Source organism: Ancylobacter defluvii, assembly GCF_018390605.1.
In the GTDB taxonomy this organism is placed as follows: Bacteria; Pseudomonadota; Alphaproteobacteria; order Rhizobiales; family Xanthobacteraceae; genus Ancylobacter; species Ancylobacter defluvii.
Map to the genome: position 1 here is coordinate 1 of NZ_JAHBGD010000009.1, position 21,286 is coordinate 21,286.

The following is a 21,286-nucleotide window of genomic DNA, read 5'->3' on the forward strand; positions in this document are numbered from 1 at the left end:
TTCATCTCGCTGGCGCCATGATCTGGCTCAAATGAATGTCGATCCGACCTAGGCGTCCCGCGTCCATGAGATCGACTTGCACAGCAGGTCGCCGAGGATACAGCCGCGCGTCTGCAACCGGTCCTTCGCGACGGTCATCCGCATGGAATAGGTCAGGTCGCGCTGCGGGTCATAGGCGATGCCGGCAAGCGTGTCGTCATCCTTGCGCGTCAGGGTGAGCACCAGCCGGTCGCCCGCCGCCTCGCCGCCGGATTCATCGCGGATCCACAGATTGGTCGCACAGGTGTTGGCGCCGCAGGAGGCGATGCGCACGCGGGCATTGCCATCGCCGCGCAGCCAGATCCCATTGGGATCGGACCCGCCGGTTTGCGCCAATGCCGGCGTGGAGAGGAGCAGGGCAAGAACAAGCAGGCGACGGCGGTTCATGGCGGCCTCACGGATCCGGTTGCAGGGAACGACACCGTGTCTACGCAGAGCGCCGGCCGCCGGATTGCTCCGGCAGCCGGGATCGATGCCGAAACCGGGCCTCACTTGGCCGGCAGCACCGCGATATCGTGCACCGCGCCGTTCACGCCGGCGATCTTGCCGACCGCGCTTGCCGTGCCCTTGGCCAGATCGACGCGGTAGAGCGTGCCATCCGCCACCAGCCACCCCTCGCTCGCCGCCGCATCGACCATCACCACATCGAACGCGTGGTTGCCGGCGGTCACGCCCAGCTTGCCGACCGCGTTGAGGATGCCGTCATTCGGCGGTGCCTGCTTCACCAGCCCGCCAATGGTCGCGTCGATATTGTAGAGCGCGGTTTCCTTCGCGCCCTTCACCGAATTGGTGTAGCCACCGGCGACGATGTTCGGCGTTTCGCCCTTGTGCATGTCGGTTTCGGCGAATTTCAGCCTGCCGTCGGTGGTGACCTTGCCGTCGTCGACATTGGCTCGCAGATTGGTGCCGTCGCGGCCGATGACGCGCAGCCGATCGGCGACCGGATTGAAATCGACCGTCGCGCCGGTATTCGCCGGCAGCATGGTGGAAAGCTTGGACTTCGCGGTCGCCTTGGCGGTCGCGGTGTCGATCACCGCCACGGTGCCGTCGTCGAACAGGCCGTAGAGCATGCCGTCGGCCGGACGCACATCGATGCCGAGCAGCCTGGCGTCGACGCCGCTCACCTTCATCGCTGGACCGACCGTGAGGGCCTTGGCGTCGATGGGGGCGAGCATGTTGCCGTCCATCAGGGCGATCACGGTTTGCGCCTGCGCAGCGCCGGCACTGGCGAGGAACCCGGCAATGGTCAGGGCTGCCATCGAGTTGGTCATCTGCCTTCCTCCTTCTGAAGCCGAATCCATCGGCTGGACGAAGCGGCTACCCGCCGCGTCGCCAAGCGGATGCGGCCCGCCGGAATATTTTTGCGGCCCTGCATCCGCCGGGGCCTGCCGCGCGTATCCGGATCAGGTGATCCGACGAGGACGAGATGACTGCCGGAGACGGGATGACGGAACGGCGCGCCGAGTTGGCCCAGGCGCTGGACGGTTGCGCCCGCGGCGACCGGGCCTGCCTGCGGCGTCTCTACCAGCATCTGGCGCCGCAGATGATCGGGGTGGCGTTTCGCCTGCTGCGCCGCAAGGATCTCGCCGAGGAAGTGGTTCACGACACCTTCGTGCGCATCTGGGAGAAGGCCGGCACATTCGATCCGGCGCGCGGCGAACCCACGACATGGATTTTCGCCATCCTTCGCCACCGGGCCCTCAATGTGCTGCGTGGCGAGCAGCGCATCGACCTGGTGGAGGATTTCGAGCCCATGCATCTTGCCGTGGACGGAGCCGATGCCGAGGCGATGGTCATCGCCCTGTCGGAGGCCGGCGCGCTGCGCCGCTGCCTGGAGCGACTGGAACCGCTGCGCCGGCAGGCCATCGTGCTGGCCTATGCGCGCGGGCTGACCCACGGCGAACTCGCTGGCCGGCTCGGTATTCCGCTCGGGACGGCGAAGTCGTGGATTCGCCGCAGCCTGCTGTCGCTGAGGCAATGCCTGGCATGACCGATCCAGAGAAAGAGACGCTCGCCGCCGAATATGCGCTCGGCCTGCTGGAGCCGGACGAACTGGCGCGCTGCCATGCGCTGGCGGAAGCCGAACCAGCCTTCGCCGGCCGCGTGGAACGCTGGCGGCGGCATTTCTGCGAGATCGACATGACCGCTCCACCCCAGCCGCCCGGCGCGGATTTGTGGGCACGGATCGAGAGCACGGCCTTCCGCGCGACGGCAGAGCAGGCGCCGGCGGGGACCAGGCGCGCAGCGCGCTTCAAACCGCTTGCCCGGCTGTGGGGCAGCCTCGCCGCCTGGCGGGCGCTCGGTCTCGTCGCGGCAGCGGCAAGCCTGGCGCTGGCGCTGGGCCTCGCCGTGCTGGTACGTGATGTCGGCCGCACGCCGACCCTGGTGGCGGTAATGATGTCGGACCAGAACCGTCCACTGGCGGTGGTAAACGCCTTCCGCGACGGCCGCATCGAACTGGTGCCGCTGGAGGCGCTAGCCGCCCCGGAGGGCAAGTCGCTTCAGGTCTGGACCTTGTGGGATCGCAGTCGCGGGCCGGTGTCGGTCGGCCTGCTCGAAGCCATGCGCAGCATCGAGATGCAGGTGAACGGCTTGCCGGCGACGATTCCCGATCAGCTTTTCGAGGTGACTCTGGAGCCCGCCGGCGGCTCGCCGACGGGCCGGCCGACCGGCCCCATCCTCATGAAGGGCAATGCCGCCCGAACCGATGTCGGCTCGTGAACCTCGTCGCCGCGCTGCCAAGGCGCGGCTTCCGGTCCGGCTTTGCAAATCTTCCTATGGAGACGATCGCCTGATGGCTGATCCACCTCCTTCGCGCGCCGGTCAGTCGCGGCGCACTCAACGCACCGGCGCCGACCGGATCACCCGCTCGACATAAGTCGCGAGCGGGAAAAGATCGTCCGCGCCGCCGCGGGCTGCGATCACATGGTCGGGCCGCACCAGCACCCAGCCCGGCCGGCTCATGCGGTAACGTTCCCGCACCTGCTTCCGGGGGTCGCTTTCGGGATCGACATTGACGACCTTCACCGCCCCGTCCAGCCCCGCGAGCAGCGGCTCCACCGTGATCGGTGCCGTCTCGGGAAACAGCAGCAGGGTATGATGGGTGCCGCACAATAGCGGCCATAGGGTGATCGATCTGCCGGTCTGCGGATCGATGAAATCCGCATCGCGCGCCCGCGTGCCGACATCGGTGCGGGTCGGCCGGTGCGGCGGGGCGCCGAGCGCGACGAGAGGGCCGTCCTCGTAGAAGATATTGGTTTCGGACAGTTCGAGCTGAAGCTGCTTCTGCGCCGCCCCCAGCTTGCCGACGATGGTGACGGCGATGTCGCGCACCAGCTGCGCCACCCGGCTGGACGTGAAGGCGGCATGGAGCTTGCGCGCCGCGCCCTTGATCACCTCGCGGGCGATCGGCCGCCGCTCGGCCTCGTAGCTGGCGAGGAGCAGGCCGGCATCGCCCTTGCCGGCAAGCGCATAGGCGAGCTTCCAGCCGAGATTGACCGCGTCCTGCATGCCGGTGTTCATGCCCTGGCCGCCGGCCGGACTGTGAATATGGGCGGCATCGCCGGCGAGGAAGATGCGGTCGACGCGGTATTTTTCCGCAAGGCGCTCATTGGTGCGGAAGGCGGAGAGCCAGCTCGGGTCGCGCAGGCGGGTGCCCGGAGGGCCATGGCGGTCCATATAGCCCTGCAGTTCCTCCAGTGTGGGCGTGCTGTCATCCTCCGCGCTCGGGCGGGCGGTGAAGATGCGCCAGACATCGTCCTCGAAAGGAAACAGCGCGACCGTGCCGCCATTGTGCCACCAGATGTAGATGCTCTGGCGTTCCAGCGCCCCGCCATCGATCTTCACGTCGCCCAGCAGGAACATCTGCGGCTCGGTATAGCCCTCGAAGGCGATGCCCAGCGTCCGGCGCACGAAACTGCGCGCGCCGTCCGCGCCGACGAGATACTGGGCGCGGACGGTCTCTTCGGCCCCGCCGGCAAACTTCAGCACGGCATCGACGCCGGTGGCATCCTGGGAGAAGCCGACAAGCTCGACGCCGCGCTCAATGACGCCGCCGAGCGCGGCGAGGCGCGCGGCAAGGATCGCCTCGGTGCGCGACTGAGGGATGAGCAGCGGGTAGGGATACGGGCTGTCGATGCCGTCGCCGACCGCGAGGCTGGCGAGGCGATGCGTGCCGTCGCCGGCGATGAGCGATTTCAGCCGCACGCCTTCGGTCTCGAACTGATGCACCACCCCCATGGTGTCCAGCGCCTCAAGGCTGGCGCTCCAGATCGCCAGCGCCTTCGACACCGCGGCGGGCGCCGGGTTGACATCGACGATGCGCACGGGGATGCCGTGCAGGCGCAAGGTGATCGCGAGCGACAGGCCCGTGGGTCCCGCGCCGGAGATGAGAACCGGAATCGCTGGCTTGGCGGTCATCCTTGTCCCTTTCGGCCTTCAGGCACGCCGCCGACGTGCCCGCCTTGGGCCATCAGCACCTGATGCTGCCGAATCGAGCGCAGATTCGGCCTGCTTCGCAAGCCTGAACCTATCCGAGCCAGCCGTTCCAGGCTGGCATTCTATCCCCGCTGCCGTCCAAAATTTGCCGACGAGTGGAACCCGCTCCTTGTCCGGACAGCGGCGCCTTCGGCGTCGCGTCAGTCCGGGCGTGCCCGGGCACGGATCGTCATCGCGATCCGAAGGTCGCCTTCGCCAGCGGCAGACTGCGCACATGGTTGCCGGTGAGGGCCGCCACGGCGTTGACCACGGCGGGACCGATGCCCGGAAGGCCCGGCTCCCCGACGCCGCCCATCGGCGCTCCGCTTTCGACGATCTCGACATGCACCGCCGGCATATGGTCGCGCGCGAGGATGGGATAGCTGTCGAAATTGGACGATTGCCGCACCCCGTCGGCATAGACGAGTTCCTCGAAGAGCGTGGCGGAAAGCCCCAATGCCGCGGCGGATTCGACCTGCGATTTCACGATGGCCGGGTTGACGATGCTGCCCGGATCGAAAGCGATCCACAGATTGTGCACCTTCACCTGACCGTCGGCGAGCGACACTTCGGCGATGGTGGCGGTCTCCGAGCCGAAGGGAGACGCCATCGAGACGCCGCGTGCACGCTTGCCATCGGCCGAGGCATAGGGCCCGCGCTTCCAGCCGCCGGAAAGCTCGCCGACGGTCCGGAGCAGATTGAGATGACGCGGCGTGTCCCCGAGCAGTTCGAGGCGAAGCGCATAGGGGTCCTGCCCGCCCGCATCGGCCATTTCGTCGAAGAAACCCTCGTAGAAATAGTCATTCATGGAGTGCCCCACCGACCGCCAGAAAGCGATGGTCACCGGGTGGGGGAACTTGACCAACTCCATCGAGCGGTTGGGAATCGCATAGGGCTTCTCGACGAGGCCCTCTACTGCCGAGCTGTCCGCCGGGCCGGCCACCGCCTCGCCGAAATAGCGGCCGAGCGGCCCTTCGCCCACGGTGCGCACCTTGATGGCCACCGGCTTGCCGTTCTTATCCAGCGCGGCGCTGAAGCGGCTGAAGCTGAGCGGGCGCAGCGCGTCGCGCTTGAACTCCTCTTCCCGCGACCAGAGCACCTTCACCGGCTTGCCCGTCGCCTTCGCCAGCAGGATTGCCTGCGGAAACGGGTTGCCCGGCCCATAGGTGAAGTGGCGCCCGAAGAAGCCGCCGAGGATGGGCGAATGGATGATGACCCTGTCCTGGGGGATGCCCGCCGTCTGCGACGCGAAGAGCTGGAACAGCTCAGGCATCTGGTTGGGCATCCAGAGTTCGAGCGTCCCGTCCGCATTGAACCGCGCAATGGTCGAAGGCGGCTCCAGCTGAGCATGCGCCAGATAGGGCGCGTCGTACTCGGCTTCGATCACCTTGGTCGCGGAGGCAAAGGCCGCCTCCACGTCGCCGGCCTGCTCCGCCGAAATGCCGCTGCCGGATGAGGCCTTGAGGGCCGCGAGCAGGCCGCCTGACGAATAGTCCGCCGCCACGCTGCCGAACCCCGTGGGGGTTGGTTGCGTCCACCTCACCTCAAGCGTCTCGACCGCCTTGCGGGCGCGAAACCAGCTATCGGCGGTGACCGCGACGGCACCCGGAAGCTTGTGCACCGAATGCACGCCGGGCATCGCCTTCACGGCAGCCTCGTTGGCAAGGTTTTCCGGCTCGGTGCCGAGATGCGGGGCGTGTTGTACGGCGGCGTAGAGCATGCCGTCGACCTTCTGGTCGATGGCATAGATCGCCTTGCCGGTGGATTTGTCCCGCGCATCGAGGCGCGGCATCGGCTTGCGGATGTAGCGGAACGTCGCGGGATCGCGCAGCGGCACATTCTCGGCCGGCTCCAGCGCCAGCGCCTCGGCGGCGATGTCCCCATAGGGCACGCGCCGGCCGCTCGCGGCGTGAATGACGACGCCGTCCTCCGTCGTCAGACTGGCGGGAGCGACCCCCAGCCGGCTCGCCGCCGCCCTTATGAACATGTCGCGGGCCGTGGCTCCCATCCGGCGCAGCACGTCGTAGCTCGAGCGCGTCGAGAAGCTGCCGCCGGTCATCCGGATGCCGCCGACCACCGCATAATCGGGTCCGGGCGGTGCGCATTCGACGACGAACCGGCTCGGGTTCACGTCGAGCTCCTCGCCGACAATCTGCGCCTGTCCCGTGCTGATGCCCTGGCCGCCTTCCACGAAGGGGCTGAGTAGCTTCACCGAATTGTCCTTGCCGATCAGCAGGAAGGCCGGCACCCGGGTTCCGGGCTTGACGGGGCCGGCATTCGGTACCGCCGCGAAGGCGCGCCTGGGAATGTCGGGCAGGAGCGCGCCGAGCACGACGGCCCCCGCGCCAAAACTCAGGAACCGGCGGCGGGAGAGGTTGGTGATCCCTTCCGGGTGCATCAGCCGGACAACCTGAGCGGAATCGATGCTGGAAAAGAAGTTCATCTGTGCCTCCCTCAGCCCGCAGCCACTTGGCGGATGGCATCGGCGATGCGGTTATAGGTGCCGCAACGGCACAGATTGGTCATGGCGTCGGCGATATCGGCGTCGGTCGGATGCGGATTTTGCTTCAGCAGCGAGGTGGCGGCCATCACCTGGCCGGACTGGCAGTAGCCGCACTGGGGGACCTGAATGTCGACCCAAGCGTCCACCACCTTGCGGCCGATCTCGTCTTCCTCGATCGACTCGATCGTGGTGATCCGCGATTGACCGACGCTCTCCAGCGGAAACTGGCAGGAGCGCGTCGCCTGTCCGTCGATCAGCACCGTGCAGGCACCGCACATGGCGACACCGCACCCATACTTGGTTCCGGTCATTCCCAACGTGTCGCGAAGGACCCAGAGCAGCGGGGTGTCCGGTTCAGCCGCGACCTCGAAATCACGTCCGTTGACATTGATGCCCGCCATCGCGGCCTCCTTCCGAACTTGCGGACGGAAACCTAGAACCACTCCAGCTGATGTCGTAGGACGTAGAAACGGCGTTTCCGGCCACTGTTTTGATTTCGAATGCTGACCCGCCCGGCGGGATGCCGGCAGCGCCGACAGGGCCGCCAGCCTTCCCGCCGGCTTGTCGGCAATCTCAGCTCGCCAGCGCCAATGCGTAGCGGGGCGCGACGGTAGCACTCGACAGATGGGGCAGCATGACCTGCCGGGCCTTCTCATAGGCTTCCCATTCCTCACCGGCCTGCAACGAGGGAATGGTGGCGAACTCCCCACGATCGAGCCCCAGCAGCGCGGCATCGACGAGGTTCTCGGCAGTCATCACCCACGTGTTCGGCAGGTTGCCGACCGGCAGGCCCGCGACGTCCCAGAATTCGGTGGCCGTCGCGCCCGGCAGCACCACCTGCACCTTGACGCCCCGCTCGCCGAGCTCCTTCTTGAGCGACTGGCTGAAACCGAGCACGAAGGCCTTGCTGCCCCCATAGACGCCGTTGAGAATCTCCGGCCCGATCGCCACGATCGACGAGATGTTGATGATCGTGCCGGCTCCGCGCACCACGAAGGCCGGTGCCACCGCGTAACTAAGACGCATCACCGCCGTCACATTGACGGCGATCATTTCCTCCATGCGGTCGACGTCCGACTGGAGCAGGTCGCCGGCGCCGCCGAAGCCGGCATTGTTGACCAGCATGGTGATGGACGGATCGGCCTTGAGGGCCTGTTCCACCTGGCGCAGCTCGGCGGGGCTGGTGAGATCCGCGGCAATGACGCGCGTCTTCACACCATGCCGCTTGGCGAGGCGATCCGCCTGCTGTGCCAGGCGGTCGGCGTTGCGGGCGACCAGGATCACGTCATGGCCTCGCGTGGCCAGACGGTCAGCATAGATGGCGCCAATTCCAGACGATGCGCCGGTCACCACTGCGGTACCCATTTCGCTCATAGTCGTCTCCTGTTTGTTTGCCCGAGGCTGATCACAGGAGAATTGCTAGCGAGTGATGGGCGCTTACCGAATGACGTATAAACGACGATTCCGGACATTCCGGTATTTCCAGCCGTTTCTTTCCATAAATGACCGCTTTGTTATGCGGCGTTCATTTTGGAAAGGATGGCCGAATTCGTTGGATTGCTGACATTCGCAATCAGACCTCCATGTTGTTCAATCGATCCAACGTCAGACGCAGCCAAATATTCGCTCCGCGCACCTTGAATACAGCAACCTAACTGGATCGGATCGACCATGTCCCGCTTCGCTTTGCTAGCGCTCAGTCTCGCCCTTCTGCCGGCGGCGGCGCATGCCGATGGCGACGCCGCCCTCGGCAGAACGCTGTTCAGCCGTTGTGCCGCCTGTCACGCGGTGACGGCACAGAACAAGGTCGGACCTGGCCTCGCCGGGGTTTTCGGTCGCAAGGCGGCATCCGTCGACGGCTTTCGTTACTCGAAGGCCCTTTCGGCGACGGATATCGTCTGGGACGATGCGACGCTGGAGCGGTTTCTCGCGGGACCCGCCAAGATGGTGCCCGGCACCTCCATGGCGGTGAGCGTGCCGAAGCCCGATGATCGCACGAACCTGATTGCCTATCTGAAGACGCTCGGCGCACCCGCCACGCCCTGAGCCGCCAACACCGTGTCCCACGCCAGCCGTCAGTTGAACGAGAGATCCTGCCATGAGCCCCACTCCCCGCGTCCCCGTCGTTCCCGCCTCCTTCTTCGGAATGGTACTGGGCCTTGCCGGGCTGGGCGGCAGCTGGCGTGCAGCCCATCTCGCCTGGGGGTTGCCGCTATGGCCGGGTGAAGCGCTGATGGCGACGGCGGCGGCGGTCTGGGCGGTGCTGGTCGTGCTTTACCTGGCCAAATGGCTCGGCGCTCGCGCGGCGGCGATGGCCGAGGCGGCCCATCCGATCCAGTGCTGTTTCGTCGGGCTGATCGGCGTCGCGACGATGCTCGTCGCCGGCGGCATCGCCCCCTATTCCCGCGGAGCGGCGCTTGTCCTCTATGCCGCCGGAGCCGTGTTCACGCTCGGCTTCGCCGTCTGGCGGACCGGAGGACTCTGGCTCGGCGAACGCTCACCCGAGCATTCGACGCCCGTCCTCTATTTGCCGACGGTAGCGGGAAGCTTCGTGGCCGGCACGGTCGGCGCAGCACTGGGTCTCGCCGATCTCGGCCAGTTCTTCTTCGGCGCCGGACTGTTCGGATGGCTCGCCATTGAATCGGTGCTGCTGCATCGCATGCTGACCAGCCCCAACATGGCGAGCGCGCTGCGCCCTACCCTGGGGATTCAACTGGCGCCGCCCGTCGTCGGTGCCGTCACGCTGATCTCGATCGCGCCGACCGCGCCGCCGCTCTTCGCCCATGCGATGATCGGCTATGGCCTGCTGCAGGCTCTTATCCTGCTGCGGCTGCTGCCATGGATCCTGCGCGAACCGATCGCCCCATCCTACTGGGCCTTCACCTTCGGCATCACGGCACTGGCGACGGCACCGACCCGCCTCGTTGCCCTGGGCGACGATGGCAGCGTGACGTTCCTGGCACCGATCCTCTTCATCTTCGCCAACGCGGTCGTGCTGCTGGTCGCGGCGGGAACGGTCTATCTGGCCGCCCAGGGGCGTCTTCTGCCCGCCTCTCCCTCGGCCGCGGCGGCTGCCACTCCAAAGTGAGCCAGGCGGCCTCAGCACGTTCCTCGCCCAATAGAACGATCTCGGTCATCGGCAGGGCGGCCATGCTCGGGCGCGCGCGGCATCTGGCTATCTTAGCCGACGAAGGAGCGGCCATCCCTCGGGCCTCGCGGCGGCGGGCCTCCCGCCGTCTCATGGATGCGGGGCCTGCACATCCGTGGCGTCAGGCTGCGAAACATCGAGGCGGGTTGGCTTGCCGTACAAGCCGATATTGGCGTCGCCCCAGGTCTTCAGCGCCAGCAGGATCGGCTCCATGCTGCGCCCGAGCGGCGACAGGCTGTACTCCACCTTCGGCGGCACCTGCGCATAGACCTTGCGCTCGATGAGGCCGTCATCCTCCAGCTCGCGCAGCTGGTTGGTCAGCATGCGCGGCGTGACATTGACGACATGCCGGCGGATTTCGTTGAAGCGCAGCGTGCCGGACATGAGGTGGAACAGGATCACCGATTTCCACTTGCCGTCGATCAAGCCGACCGCCGCCTCGACGGAACATCCCGGGCTGCAATCGAAGCGAGAGTGGCGAGCCTTTGCCATTACAGTATCCTTTTCGACACTATAGGCTGATTTTGTGCGTATTGCGCATATCTCACCATAGGCCCAGTTTCTTGGCATATCAACGATCCACAGGAGACAGAGATGAAAGCGATCGGCTACCAGCATCCCGGCCCCATCGACCGCGAGGCGGCACTGGTCGACATCGAGCTGGAGCGCCCGACGGCGACGGGGCACAATCTCTTGGTCGAGGTGCAGGCGATCTCGGTCAACCCGGTCGATACAAAGGTGCGCCGCAGCGCCGCCCCACCCACGGGCGAGTGGAAAGTGCTGGGCTGGGATGCGGTCGGACGGGTGGCGGAAGTCGGCGCGGCGGTGACGGGCTTCAGGCCCGGCGACGAGGTATTCTATGCCGGCTCCATTGCGCGGGCCGGTGCCAACAGCCAGTTCCACCTCGTGGATGAACGCATTGTCGGCCACAAGCCGGCGTCACTGTCGAACGCCGAGGCCGCAGCGCTGCCGCTGACGGCGATAACCGCCTGGGAGATGCTGTTCGACCGGCTCGACATCCGCAAGCCGGTGCCCGGCGCGTCCAATGCCATCCTCATCATCGGCGGCGCTGGCGGCGTCGGCTCGATCGCCATCCAGCTGGCCCGGGCGCTCACCGATGTCACGGTGATCGCCACCGCGTCGCGGCCGGAGACCAAGAGCTGGGTGAAGGAGCTCGGCGCCCACCACGTTGTCGACCACGGCAAACCGCTGGCCGAGCAGGTCGCCGCGCTCGGCATCGGCGCCCCGGCCTTCGTGTTCTCGACCACCGAAACCCACCGCCACTTCAAGGAGATCGTCGAGCTGATCGCGCCGCAGGGCCGTTTCGGGTTGATCGACGACCCGGAGACGCTCGACGTCATGCCCTTCAAGCGCAAGGCGGTGTCGACGCATTGGGAGCTGATGTTCACGCGCTCGCTGTTCCAGACCGCCGACATCGCCGAGCAGGGCAGGCTGCTGGACGAGGTGTCGCGGCGGATCGACGAGGGCAAGCTCCGGACCACGGTCACCGAGATCCTTCATCCGATCAACGCCGCCAACCTCAAGGCGGCGCATGCGCTGATCGAAAGCGGCAAGGCCAAGGGCAAGATCGTGCTCGAAGGCTTCTAACACCCTGCCCCCGGCCCGATTCGACGCGCCGGCCGGGGGCAGGTCTTTCGATGCGAACCGCTTGCAGGCCATTCCATGACGCCCGCCTCCCCCCTGAGCGGCTCGCCCTCGATCTTATTCCCTACACCGCCTTCGTCGCGGCGACGTCGTGAATCTCAGTTGGCAACACGGGCGATGACCCTCACGATCATGGAAATGACATAAGGACTGAAGTTGAGCCCTTGCAAGGATGCAGAGAAATGGCGGCTAACCGCATTCGGTGTGGTGTGCGCCTCTGGTCGATCACTTACCTCGGACGATTGAATAACACCTAGCTTGTAACCGCCTGGCTATATTACGTGACCCGTATTAAATTATACTTTTAATATATGATTAATATTATTACTTATCGCTCTAACCGTAGAATTACTTGAGTCATTGACAAATAAAAGAAAGTAAATTGAAGAATTTCATCCAGTAAACAGCAAGGCGTCTACCGAAAGGTTTTGCGATATCGTTGCTGGCGCAGGAGACCCGCGCCGTTTTATCTCCGACCGCATCTTCAATGAACGCGCAGACGCCGCGGACGTTCGATGCTCACGTCATGGCCGGCAGTCGATCGAGAAATTTTCCAGCGTGATCGGGTATTGCCGCACCCGCACACCGGTCGCGTTGTAAATCGCATTCGCCACCGCAGGCGCGGTTCCCGTCAACCCCAGCTCCCGATATGCGGATACGGCCGAACGTCGACGCCCTGTCCGGTCAGGAATTCGGCCGGCCCGGCCTGATCGAAGAAGATGAAGGGTCCGACCATCTACCGCTTCGGCGCCGGCAGGGCGCGCCGCACCTCAAAGCCGCCGAGATCGCGAGCGCGTGGAACGATGAGCGTTTCGATCGCGTCGAGGCCAACCTCATCGGGACAGCCCGGGTCTATTGCCGGGTTCCAACTCATGCGCCTCATCCTCTCCTGGGCTTCCGGGAGGTCTCGCCCTTGCCAATGCGATGCCCAAGCTGGCGAAAGGCCGCTGGCCCGACTAGCCTTGAGATGCGTCAAGCTGTGTCGCAGCAAGTGGAACATGCGGGCAAGATCGTCGAGCTCGGCGTTTCGCAGTCGAGCGGCCGTCGAGCGCAGTTCCTCAACAAGGCTCCGCCCGCTCGCGCTTTTTACCGGTCGAGACCCCAGCCGACGACGCGGCGGGAGAAGAGGTCGATCATTCGCCAGATAGGCGAAGCCCTCAACGGTGCGGATGTAGGTGATGTCGGTCACCCAGGCCTTGTCAGGCGCCGCCGCGTCAAACCGGCGATCGAGCGTGTTGTCGACCGCCAGGGATGGCTTGCCTCCATAGCGGTCGGGGCGGCGCTTGTAGCGATCTGCGCCCGGATGCCGGCGAGCCGCGTCAACCGCGCAACCCGGTTTGGACAGCGGCTCTCGCCCATGTCCGCCAGGTCGTCGTGGAGCTTGCGGTAGCCATAGACCTTGCCGCTCTCGCTCCATGCCGCGCGGATCAGCCCGGTCTGGCGGTGGTCTTCCTGCGCGCGCTTGCTCAGCGGGTCCTTCAGCCAGGCGTAGAGGGCGCTGGGCTGGACACAGAGGCACCGACACATGGCGCGGATCGAAAACAGCAGGCGATGATCGGCGATGAACGCGTACTTCACTTTGCATCCTTGGCGAAGTACGCGGCCGCTTTTTTTAGGATGTCGCGCTCCTCCGTCACGCGCGGCAACTCGCGCTTCAGCCGACGGACCTCAGCGGCCTGATCGGCATCGCGGACCACGGCGGCAGGCTTGCCGTACCGTTTCCTCCACTCGTAGAGCGAGTACTTGCTGATCCCCAGTCGCGCAGCCACCTCCGCAACCGGATGGCCCCCTCGGTGATCTGAACGACCGCGTCGCGCTTGAAGTCCTCGGTTAAGTTCGCTTAGCCCATCGGGGCCTCCTTGCCTCAAATTTAGGGAAGCAGGCGTCTACGAATCCAAGGGCGGCTCATACCTTCATGTCGAATGACCTGAGCCCCTGATCTTCCTCCAGATTTGAGTAGAGTCCGTCGATCACGGAGACGGACGATGCGAGCCTCACGGTTCACGGAAGAGCAGATCATCGGCATGCTGAAGGAGCAGGAGGCGGGAGCGAAGACCGCTGACGTGTGCCGCAAGCACGGCATCTCCTCGGCCACCTTCTATAAATTCAAGGCAAAGTATGGCGGCATGGACGTGTCGGACGCCTTCACGGACGGTCGGCGCTTCCGGGTACTGGCCGTGGTGGACGACTTCAGCCGGGAATGCCTGGCGCTGGTCGTCGACACCTCGCTCTCCGGCCTGCGGGTGACGCGCGAGCTGGACGAGATCATGGCTGTTCGGGGCAAGCCTTCGACCATAGTGTCGGACAATGGCACCGAACTGACCTCGATGGCGGTCCTCAAATGGTGCCAGCAGACCGGCCTCGAATGGCATTACATCGCGCCCGGCAAGCCCATGCAGAACGGCTTCGTCGAGAGCTTCAATGGACGCTTCCGGGACGAATGTTTGAACGAGACACTGTTCTCGCACCTGCCCCAGGCTCGCGCAGCTATCGCCTCATGGAAGGAGGACTACAATGTGAACCGCCCCCATTCAGCTCTCGGCAATCGATCCCCTGCCGAGTTCGCGGCAACAATCGCACTGGAAACTGAGGCCGCATAAGGCCACAAATCAACCCTCGGACTCTCGCCTAAGCCGGAGGAGAAATGGGTCTCAGGTCAAGATATCCACGCCTGTCAACCTCTGATTGTTGGACGGATTTTTGTCGCGTCTGACCAAACACATTGATGGTGTCTTGCGGATGCTAGTCGCCCGCTCTGACAAGCGACCTCTGCCATGAGCCATGGATATTAACAAATTGTCGCAGGCTTTTGCCTGCACAGTGCCCCACCGTCCCGCACCGCCTAGGCGCAAAATCCACCGCCACAACCTGTCGACTTTTCTCCCGGCCTCGGGAGAATAGGAGTCGCGATATGGTAGAGCGCATACTTAAACGAGGGCTCAAATGTTGGGTTGGCTGTTCGGAGGGAGAAAGCGTCGTGAAGATGCTTTATTGACGGAAATGTACCGGGCAGCGCAGATGGGAGCAGTTGCCCAGCAAATCTCAGCGTCCTTTGCGACCATAGGTATCCAACTCAAGGAAAATCTTCAGGAAGGAAACGGCGCTGGTTTCGCTGCCGAAGCGGCGGCGGGCCTCGCTACAAAAATTCAGTCAGAGGCCGGGCTGCCCTCGAAGGTGCTGGGACTACCCCTCTTTATGTCGTCGCTTTTCTCCTCTCCATGGTCTTTGCCGACCACTACTCCCGGCTCTTGGGCTCACCCTTCGAGCTTACAGCCCAACTGGCGATCCTGAGAACATTCCCGCTTGGGCGCGATGAAGCATCCGCCGCCGACGCGGTCGACCAAACCGCGAGACACACAAACGCAGTCATAGCCGCATTCAATACGGGCGCAAAAAACGGCTCGCCCCTCATCCAGCTAGCGGGCAATGGCTGTGCGCTTTGGACAGCCGAGCCGACCCTGGAGCGCTTTCGTGCTATGGTGGACCTTTATCGCAGCGCCGTCGCGCGAGAGCCAGCCTGATACACGGAGCGGGATGGGATGAGCCAGAGCGGCCACGTCGAAGCCGGCGGCCATCAGCCCAACCTCAAGATCGAGCGGGATGGGGCGGCCGGAGCGCCAGTAGAGGATGGCTTTGGAGATGAGGGAGGGCATCAGAGGATCCCCTTCCTGACGGCCCGGTAGACCTCGAAGAGGAGAGACGCGAGGCCGAGCCAGACAATGATGGTGAGGGATACCAAGAGCGTGGTGATGAGGATGTCGAAGAGGGTGCTCATCATCCGCGAACGGCCACCCAAGTCGTCGTCGGGACCACCACCGGCTGCACCTGAACGACGTAGCTGTCATCCAGATCACCATCCCGGAAGTCGTTGTAGTCGGCGCCCGGAGTGACCCGGTACGAGACCGACCAATGGGTGTTGTCGGAGGCCCGATGGAAGATGGCGGTGTGCTCGGAGCCATGCCGCCAGCTGCCGTCAGCCTCGTCGTGGACAACGGTGATGTCGTCGCCTTCGTAGTCCTCGCACCAGACGTCGAGGAGGAGGGCGATGGAGGGCTTCACGGTCATCAGCCACCCACCGCCGAAACGAACACCGGGTCGTCCTGCAAGGTCTCCAGCTGGGCCGTGACCTCGTCCCCGAAGGCCACGAGGATGTCGTCGGAGATGTCGAGGTTGATCAGGCCGTCACGGACAGCCCAAGCTAAACTTGGGAGCGTTCGCCAAGTACCTCAAACAGAGGTTGCATCGCCCCCCTGACTGCCACACCATGGTGCCGTAACGTGGCGTGGGGGTTTGAAATGGCGTTGCTGATCAATATCGGGATGCTGATCGTCGGCGCCTTCCAAATCCTCGCGTTCATCGAAGGCGTCCACATCTGGCTTGGCTGGGGTACTTGGCCGGCAGTCGGGCTATTCGTCGTGGCCTACGTATTCCGGCCTTTCGGAAGCCTCCTAACCATACCGCTTGTTTATTATGGCGCACGGTACGGATGGGAGTGGGCATGGTGGCAGGCGGCGATCTTTGCCGCACCTGCGCTTATCCTGTCTCTCATCGGACTGACGATCTCCGGCGGCACAGCTCTTTTTGCTCTCCGGGCATCCTGACCCGAGTGTCTATCCCGACTCAATCCCATCCGCGCTCCCTTCCAGCGGTGCCGGCCTCTACGTTTCCAGCGACTGGACCTCTGAGAACGAACTGAGCGTCGGACAGTCGGTATGCATTCGTCACTGCGGATGCCTCCCGATGAACGTAGCCCGGAGGAACCGCTACGGGCCTTAGCTCCACAACCATAGCCTGTCGACTTTTCCCTCTGCCTCGGGAGAATAGGAGTCGCTGGGAGAGGTGATCTATGTTCCGGGTGCTGTCTGTCGTCCTTGTGGCCTTCGTCCTATGCGGCGCGACTAGCCCCCCGGCGAAGCTGGAAACGGCACGAACAGCATTCCGGGCGCTCCCTCTTCAGGAACGCCTCGACATTCAGTCGCTGCTCACCGTTAACGGCTACTGGTCCGCCGTGGCCAGCGATACGTTCGGCCCCAAGCTAATGGCGGCAATTCAGGAGTTCCAGACGGCCAGCGGGTTCGAACCCACCGGCATCCTGACGGCGGAGCAAAGGGAAGCCCTTCGCGCGAAAGCATCCCCGCTGCTGCGGCTGTGGGACCTGTCCCCTGTCCGACACCCGTCAGCATCCGCGACGTTGTGGGTTCCGAGCGGGATTGGCCTGAAACCCACGGCGGACAAAAATGGCATCATCTACAAAGGCATAGCCGACGACTTCAGCATCGCATTTCTCAGATTCAGGTCGGTGGACTTGGAGTTTGCCTATCGGCTCCTCCGCCGGGAGATGCTCGTGAGCGATGGTATGAGCATCGACTACGAGGTGATCAAAGATGATTTCTTCGTCCTCGCTGCCAGCAAGGGCAACCTATCGGCCTATATGCGCTACCACGCGACTGGTAGCGGGATCGTCGGGTTCTCGATGTTCTGGGAGGACGGAACGCCGCTCCGGGGAGAACGGCTTGTGGTCCTTATCTCGGACCTGTTCAGGGCTTCGGTTAGTTTGAGGCAACCTCGCCAACCACCCCGTCCGGTCGAAGCGAGCCAGTCGAATGACAGGCGCTTCATCATTATCTCCAGCCGCACCGAACCCGATGAAGCGATTGCCGTGGCGAAAGAACATCACTTGCGCCTGAGTCGTCTCTCAGCGGCCGTAGGCGTCGGTCCGAACTTCGACGACATCTTCGTGGCGAGATTTGCGAACGGCCGCTATGCCGTCGTTTTGGGGCCGATAGAGGCTTCCAAGGCCCCCGAGATACGAGACGGATTTAGGGACAAGGGGATCATTCCAGCGGACTCATTCGTCTCCGATGGGACGAAGCTTCTCGAAGTTCTGTGGACCGCTCCAGAGCATGGAGGCCGGATATCGACGACCGCCCCGCCTTCCGCGCCATTGCACCCCAGCGACGTGGAAAGCTCGTCGGGTACCGGCTTTTATGTGGCTCCTGAAACTGTGCTCACCAATGCTCACGTCGTCGAAGGGTGTACCACCGTCACAACGTCCCTCAACCGTAACCCAGTGGCGGGCAAGGTACTCGCCCGAGACGAAGCGAACGACCTCGCGTTGATCAGAGCGGGCGAGGGGAGCGCAACCGTTGCGCTACTCCGTAGTGGCGTGAAGCTGGGCGAGGATGTAGCGGCGTTCGGCTTTCCGCTGAGCGACAAACTCGCCAGCACGGGCAACTTCACCCGAGGCAATGTTACGGCCACCGCCGGCCTGCACGACGATAGCCGACACATACAATTTTCCGCCCCGATCCAGCCCGGCAACAGCGGCGGCCCGCTTCTGGATGAGACGGGCAATGTGGTTGGGGTGATCTTCTCCAAGCTGAAGGACACGCGAACGGCTGACGGGTCTGGGAACATCAATCAGAACGTGAACTTCGCGATCAAGACCGCGATGGCTCAGAGCTTTCTGGAGAGCAATGGTGTCACTCCGCAGGCTGGCAGCGTTGGTGAGGTTCTCCGCCCTGCGGACCTTGCAGCGAAGGCGCAGAAATTCACTGTGGCGATCCGCTGCCGGCCGTAGGAACCTCCATGCCCCCGAATAAGACCGCACGAAATGAGCAGCGGAAGGTACTTGCGAACTTCTTCACTGGCCTAGCTGTGGCGAGCTTCGCCTCGGGCGTGCTGGTTCCACTACTCGTGGCGAACTCGGCCCCCAGTGGCACCGCCGACTTAGGCTACTTGATCACGCTACCCATCGGTACGTTCTTCGCCATGTGCTTCCTGTACCTCGCTCGTTTTATCTTACACGACTGGGAAGACTAAACCGCGACGCCCCGGCGCGGGCGATGCGGGTCGCATGGAGCCCTGCCAGCTCTTGGCCGGGTGCGGCCAGTAGGCGTGATTGAGGGCGCGGAAATCGTCGACGGTGACGAGGTTGAACAGTCCGTCACGAACGGCCCAGTTCAGGATGCCTTGAAATACAAGGTGGCGTGGAGGGAAGGAGTCGAACCTTCCTGCGGTGCCCAAGCCGGGAGCTTCCTCCTACCGTGTCGTTCCTGCCGTTGGTGAGGTTCAGCGCCCCCCCTCCCGGGGCTCCACGCACACGCAAGCTCAACCACAACCGAAAGATTGACGTGAAGAACCACAGACATCTCCATAGTTGCAGAAAGTCCTACAAACATGGAGCCCATGAGAACCATGAACCACGCCACGGCAGCGAACGGACGGGACAGAAGAAGCATTCCGGCGAAGCTGTTCGACCAAGGCTCGTACACTGGTAGGTCCAAGTCAACTTCGCTTTGAGGGCGCCTCACCGGGATCAGTGAAGTCGGGCAGAGCCGGCACCGCAGGAGCCCTAAGCTGGCCCTCCATGCGGTTGAACTCTTCGATGTAGCGGAGCTTGAAGGCGAGCGCCCGCTTCCCCGTGAAGCCCATGGCCAGCAGGGAGAAGCCGTCGCGGGTCATCTCGTAGGCGGGGTCCATGCGGGTCCCGAAGCCGACCTTCACGGGAAGCTCAATGGCTCCGAAACTGGAGGCAATGGAAGGAGCGTCCGAGATCAGCGCCTTGATGTCCCGGAGGACGTGCGGATGTTGCTTCCCGAAGAAGGCGGCCACGTCCTTGCTGGTGGCGTAGACCGAAACGCCGTTCGTGTAGACCCGAGGGGACCCAGAAGAAACCGACTAATGACCTATTTACGTCGCCTTCTTGTATTCCTCGCTGCCTGGAATGGACCTGCCAACATTTGACGGCCGAAGCGAGAGAACGCCACCGCAGTGCTCCACCAAGGCATCGTATGAGCATGATCGACAGGTTTGAGCGCCACCATGCGTATATTGGAGGGTTTGTTTCGACCGATCATCAGCAGTGGAATGTTTCGCCAGCCCGCAAAATCCAGATTGCCCGACAGAGCACGTCGAGCGGCGTTCGTCACGATGTCCACTAGCTCCAAACCCGGCTCGGGATCGGACGAGAATCGAAAGCTCTCTTGCAGAATGAGGTTCAAGTTTAAGGCGGGCGGATCGTCTTCTCGATGATCTGGTATGACGCTTTTCAGGAAGGGCGACAGCTCAGCGTTAAACCGGGCAAAGGAGGAATAGTCACCTTCCTTGTAGTGGGGAAGCGGGTTCCAGAGGCTATCGTTCTGAAGGTCAGACAGGATGAACGTCTGCCACCAGTCCTCCCAGTTGGTTGGGATGGACCCACTACCCTTGGCATCGATCACCCAATGGAAACTGCCCAACTCCTTGGGATTTCGCTGTGAGTGATAGAGCGTCCCATGCTCAATCACTGTTTTGATGAGAGAAAACGTCAACTGTGTTTGGATGTAAAGTTGTAACGGGAAGCCCTCTAGCCGGCGACGAAAAGACCAAACCTGCGCAGTGAAATCCGAGGAATGCTCATCGGATAAGGTGGCGGTCATTTTCTCGGCATAGGCCATTCGATGAGATGCAACCTCATCTTCAGTGTGCATTCCGAGGTCGATGCCGGCTACCTCAAAAACGGCGCCACGGTGGTGTAGTAGACTAACGACCTTATCGATTTGCCGCTCATCCAGACTGTTGCCCTTCACCTCTCGGCTGCCCGGGGAAAGAAGCTGGGGGCGTAGTCGACTATAGTCCCGGAAGAGGCGGCCTAGGCAACGATCTTCGACTATCAGCGCCCCTAGCATAGATATCCGAGGAGAGGGTTGGCCGATGCCTGTAAATGAGCCCGTTTCATCAATGAAGATGTGCATTTTATCGGTCGGCTCCGCTCGACTGGCAGCTTACCTCACCTCATACCTCGGCATCGCCCTCACAGCCGCCGCCTTGGCGTTCAGCGTTACCGTCCCATAAGTCGCCCCAACCGTCCTCGGAGCATGCCCACAAATCGCATCGAGCACCCGCTCCGATACCCCGGCATCCATGCCCACGGTCTTGAAGCGATGCCTCCAAGCGTGGTTGGGCGAGACGTTCGGGTCCGACACGACAGACCTCCCGAACTCCGCAAGGCGGTTCTTGAGGCCCTGTAGCGGGCCGATAACGTCCCCGTCGCGGGATGGGGTGATGAATAGGTATCCGGCCTGAGAGCCGCCTACGAACGCCGGGAAACCCATCTCTACGAGGTGAGGATGCAGAGGTATCTCCCGAACCTCCTTCGTCTTGATCGGGCCTGCCTCGGGCGTGAGGGTGATGACCCAGTGCTCACCCTCCTGCCGAACGTCCTGCTTACGAAGCTGCGCAATCTCTCCGACGCGGGCACCCGTATAGGCACAGAGCCATGGCACCCAGCGTTTGGCCGCGAAGGTCTTGGGCCGCTCCCTGCCCTGCTCGTGCCGCAGCGCCGCTTCAAGAACCGCCTTGGCTTCCGCATCGGTGAAGTCCCGCTCCCGGAGCTTCACGACCTTTGCTCGCTTCACGGTGATCCTGGTCGGACGGCGTTGGACAACCTGCTGTTCGTGAACGGATGTTTGTGG

General features: G+C 63.6%; 21 protein-coding genes and 3 pseudogenes. 9 read left to right on the forward strand and 15 right to left on the reverse strand.

All coding sequences use genetic code 11. The features are described 5' to 3' along the window. Window positions 1-48: 48 nt before the first annotated feature. Both KHC24_RS06845 and KHC24_RS06850 read right to left on the reverse strand, forming a co-directional pair. Window positions 49-426 carry a DUF2147 domain-containing protein gene (locus KHC24_RS06845; RefSeq protein ID WP_213361480.1) on the reverse strand — a complete coding sequence of 126 codons (378 nt, stop codon included), beginning with the start codon at window positions 424-426 and terminating at the stop codon, window positions 49-51. Window positions 427-527: 101 nt separating this feature from the next. Beyond that, a complete protein-coding gene (locus KHC24_RS06850) occupies window positions 528-1,310 on the reverse strand; it encodes a DUF4394 domain-containing protein (protein WP_213361482.1) in 783 nt (260 codons plus the stop codon). Between the two features lie 173 nt (window positions 1,311-1,483). Between KHC24_RS06850 and KHC24_RS06855 the strand changes: the two genes are divergently transcribed. Further along, complete coding sequence (locus KHC24_RS06855; RefSeq protein WP_246546300.1) at window positions 1,484-2,029, forward strand: sigma-70 family RNA polymerase sigma factor; 546 nt, start codon at window positions 1,484-1,486, stop codon at window positions 2,027-2,029. Then, window positions 2,026-2,760 (forward strand): anti-sigma factor, encoded by a 735-nt coding sequence (locus KHC24_RS06860; RefSeq protein ID WP_213361493.1) that lies wholly within the window; start codon window positions 2,026-2,028, stop codon window positions 2,758-2,760. The genes KHC24_RS06855 and KHC24_RS06860 overlap by 4 nt, the downstream gene beginning before the upstream one ends. A gap of 117 nt (window positions 2,761-2,877) precedes the next feature. Here KHC24_RS06860 and KHC24_RS06865 read toward each other — a convergent pair whose 3' ends face one another. The 4 genes from KHC24_RS06865 to KHC24_RS06880 all read right to left on the reverse strand — a co-directional run bounded on the left by KHC24_RS06865 (window position 2,878) and on the right by KHC24_RS06880 (window position 8,392). Further along, window positions 2,878-4,458: an FAD-dependent monooxygenase gene (locus KHC24_RS06865; protein WP_213361502.1), complete on the reverse strand. Its 1,581-nt coding sequence runs from the start codon at window positions 4,456-4,458 to the stop codon at window positions 2,878-2,880. A gap of 247 nt (window positions 4,459-4,705) precedes the next feature. Beyond that, entirely contained in the window at window positions 4,706-6,958 is a 2,253-nt protein-coding gene (locus KHC24_RS06870; protein ID WP_213361504.1) for a xanthine dehydrogenase family protein molybdopterin-binding subunit, read from the reverse strand. An 11-nt stretch (window positions 6,959-6,969) separates the two neighbouring features. Then, a complete protein-coding gene (locus KHC24_RS06875; RefSeq protein WP_213361506.1) occupies window positions 6,970-7,419 on the reverse strand; it encodes a (2Fe-2S)-binding protein in 450 nt (149 codons plus the stop codon). Between the two features lie 172 nt (window positions 7,420-7,591). After that, window positions 7,592-8,392 carry an SDR family NAD(P)-dependent oxidoreductase gene (locus KHC24_RS06880; RefSeq protein ID WP_213361518.1) on the reverse strand — a complete coding sequence of 267 codons (801 nt, stop codon included), beginning with the start codon at window positions 8,390-8,392 and terminating at the stop codon, window positions 7,592-7,594. 297 nt (window positions 8,393-8,689) lie between these two features. Here KHC24_RS06880 and KHC24_RS06885 point away from each other — a divergent pair, with 297 nt between their 5' ends. Beyond that, window positions 8,690-9,064 (forward strand): c-type cytochrome, encoded by a 375-nt coding sequence (locus KHC24_RS06885; RefSeq protein ID WP_213361519.1) that lies wholly within the window; start codon window positions 8,690-8,692, stop codon window positions 9,062-9,064. Between the two features lie 52 nt (window positions 9,065-9,116). Then, on the forward strand, window positions 9,117-10,106 hold the full coding sequence (gene tehA, locus KHC24_RS06890) for a dicarboxylate transporter/tellurite-resistance protein TehA (RefSeq protein ID WP_213361520.1): 990 nt from the start codon (window positions 9,117-9,119) through the stop codon (window positions 10,104-10,106). Window positions 10,107-10,256: 150 nt separating this feature from the next. Here the strand turns inward: tehA and KHC24_RS06895 are convergent, their stop codons facing one another. After that, a complete protein-coding gene (locus KHC24_RS06895) occupies window positions 10,257-10,658 on the reverse strand; it encodes a winged helix-turn-helix transcriptional regulator (protein WP_213361521.1) in 402 nt (133 codons plus the stop codon). 102 nt (window positions 10,659-10,760) lie between these two features. Here KHC24_RS06895 and KHC24_RS06900 point away from each other — a divergent pair, with 102 nt between their 5' ends. Continuing rightward, the gene (locus KHC24_RS06900) at window positions 10,761-11,774 is read left to right on the forward strand and encodes a zinc-binding alcohol dehydrogenase family protein (RefSeq protein ID WP_213361522.1); all 1,014 of its coding nucleotides are present in this window, start codon (window positions 10,761-10,763) and stop codon (window positions 11,772-11,774) included. A gap of 700 nt (window positions 11,775-12,474) precedes the next feature. Here KHC24_RS06900 and KHC24_RS06905 read toward each other — a convergent pair. Further along, window positions 12,475-12,705: pseudogene (locus KHC24_RS06905) on the reverse strand (pirin family protein); the annotation flags it as partial. A gap of 221 nt (window positions 12,706-12,926) precedes the next feature. After that, window positions 12,927-13,629, reverse strand: a pseudogene (locus KHC24_RS06910) (IS3 family transposase); the annotation flags it as partial. 187 nt (window positions 13,630-13,816) lie between these two features. On the opposite strand from KHC24_RS06910, the gene KHC24_RS06915 reads away from it, so the two are divergent. Both KHC24_RS06915 and KHC24_RS06920 read left to right on the forward strand, forming a co-directional pair. After that, window positions 13,817-14,431 (forward strand): IS3 family transposase, encoded by a 615-nt coding sequence (locus KHC24_RS06915; protein ID WP_213361523.1) that lies wholly within the window; start codon window positions 13,817-13,819, stop codon window positions 14,429-14,431. Between the two features lie 343 nt (window positions 14,432-14,774). Next, window positions 14,775-15,122: a hypothetical protein gene (locus KHC24_RS06920; RefSeq protein ID WP_213361525.1), complete on the forward strand. Its 348-nt coding sequence runs from the start codon at window positions 14,775-14,777 to the stop codon at window positions 15,120-15,122. A 125-nt stretch (window positions 15,123-15,247) separates the two neighbouring features. Here the strand turns inward: KHC24_RS06920 and KHC24_RS06925 are convergent, their stop codons facing one another. The 3 genes from KHC24_RS06925 to KHC24_RS06930 are packed head-to-tail and all read right to left on the reverse strand — an operon-like array spanning window position 15,248 to window position 15,896. Beyond that, entirely contained in the window at window positions 15,248-15,484 is a 237-nt protein-coding gene (locus KHC24_RS06925) for a hypothetical protein (protein WP_213361526.1), read from the reverse strand. Beyond that, complete coding sequence (locus KHC24_RS25400; protein WP_271180637.1) at window positions 15,484-15,609, reverse strand: hypothetical protein; 126 nt, start codon at window positions 15,607-15,609, stop codon at window positions 15,484-15,486. The genes KHC24_RS06925 and KHC24_RS25400 overlap by 1 nt, the downstream gene beginning before the upstream one ends. Continuing rightward, window positions 15,606-15,896: a hypothetical protein gene (locus KHC24_RS06930; RefSeq protein WP_213361527.1), complete on the reverse strand. Its 291-nt coding sequence runs from the start codon at window positions 15,894-15,896 to the stop codon at window positions 15,606-15,608. The genes KHC24_RS25400 and KHC24_RS06930 overlap by 4 nt, the downstream gene beginning before the upstream one ends. Before the next feature lie 230 nt (window positions 15,897-16,126). Here KHC24_RS06930 and KHC24_RS06935 point away from each other — a divergent pair, with 230 nt between their 5' ends. Together KHC24_RS06935 and KHC24_RS06940 are read left to right on the forward strand one after the other, a co-directional pair. Continuing rightward, on the forward strand, window positions 16,127-16,432 hold the full coding sequence (locus KHC24_RS06935; protein WP_213361528.1) for a hypothetical protein: 306 nt from the start codon (window positions 16,127-16,129) through the stop codon (window positions 16,430-16,432). A 245-nt stretch (window positions 16,433-16,677) separates the two neighbouring features. After that, window positions 16,678-18,411, forward strand: a complete 1,734-nt coding sequence (locus KHC24_RS06940) for a serine protease (protein WP_213361529.1) — start codon at window positions 16,678-16,680, stop codon at window positions 18,409-18,411. A 707-nt stretch (window positions 18,412-19,118) separates the two neighbouring features. On the opposite strand, the pseudogene KHC24_RS06945 reads toward KHC24_RS06940, so the two are convergent. The 3 genes and pseudogenes from KHC24_RS06945 to KHC24_RS06955 all read right to left on the reverse strand — a co-directional run. Further along, window positions 19,119-19,481: pseudogene (locus KHC24_RS06945) on the reverse strand (Rha family transcriptional regulator); the annotation flags it as partial. A 38-nt stretch (window positions 19,482-19,519) separates the two neighbouring features. Further along, window positions 19,520-20,401, reverse strand: coding sequence for a hypothetical protein (locus KHC24_RS06950; protein ID WP_213361530.1), 882 nt, complete (start codon window positions 20,399-20,401; stop codon window positions 19,520-19,522). A gap of 195 nt (window positions 20,402-20,596) precedes the next feature. Beyond that, window positions 20,597-21,286 (reverse strand): tyrosine-type recombinase/integrase (locus KHC24_RS06955; protein WP_213361532.1); only part of this gene is annotated, 690 nt, incomplete at its 5' end.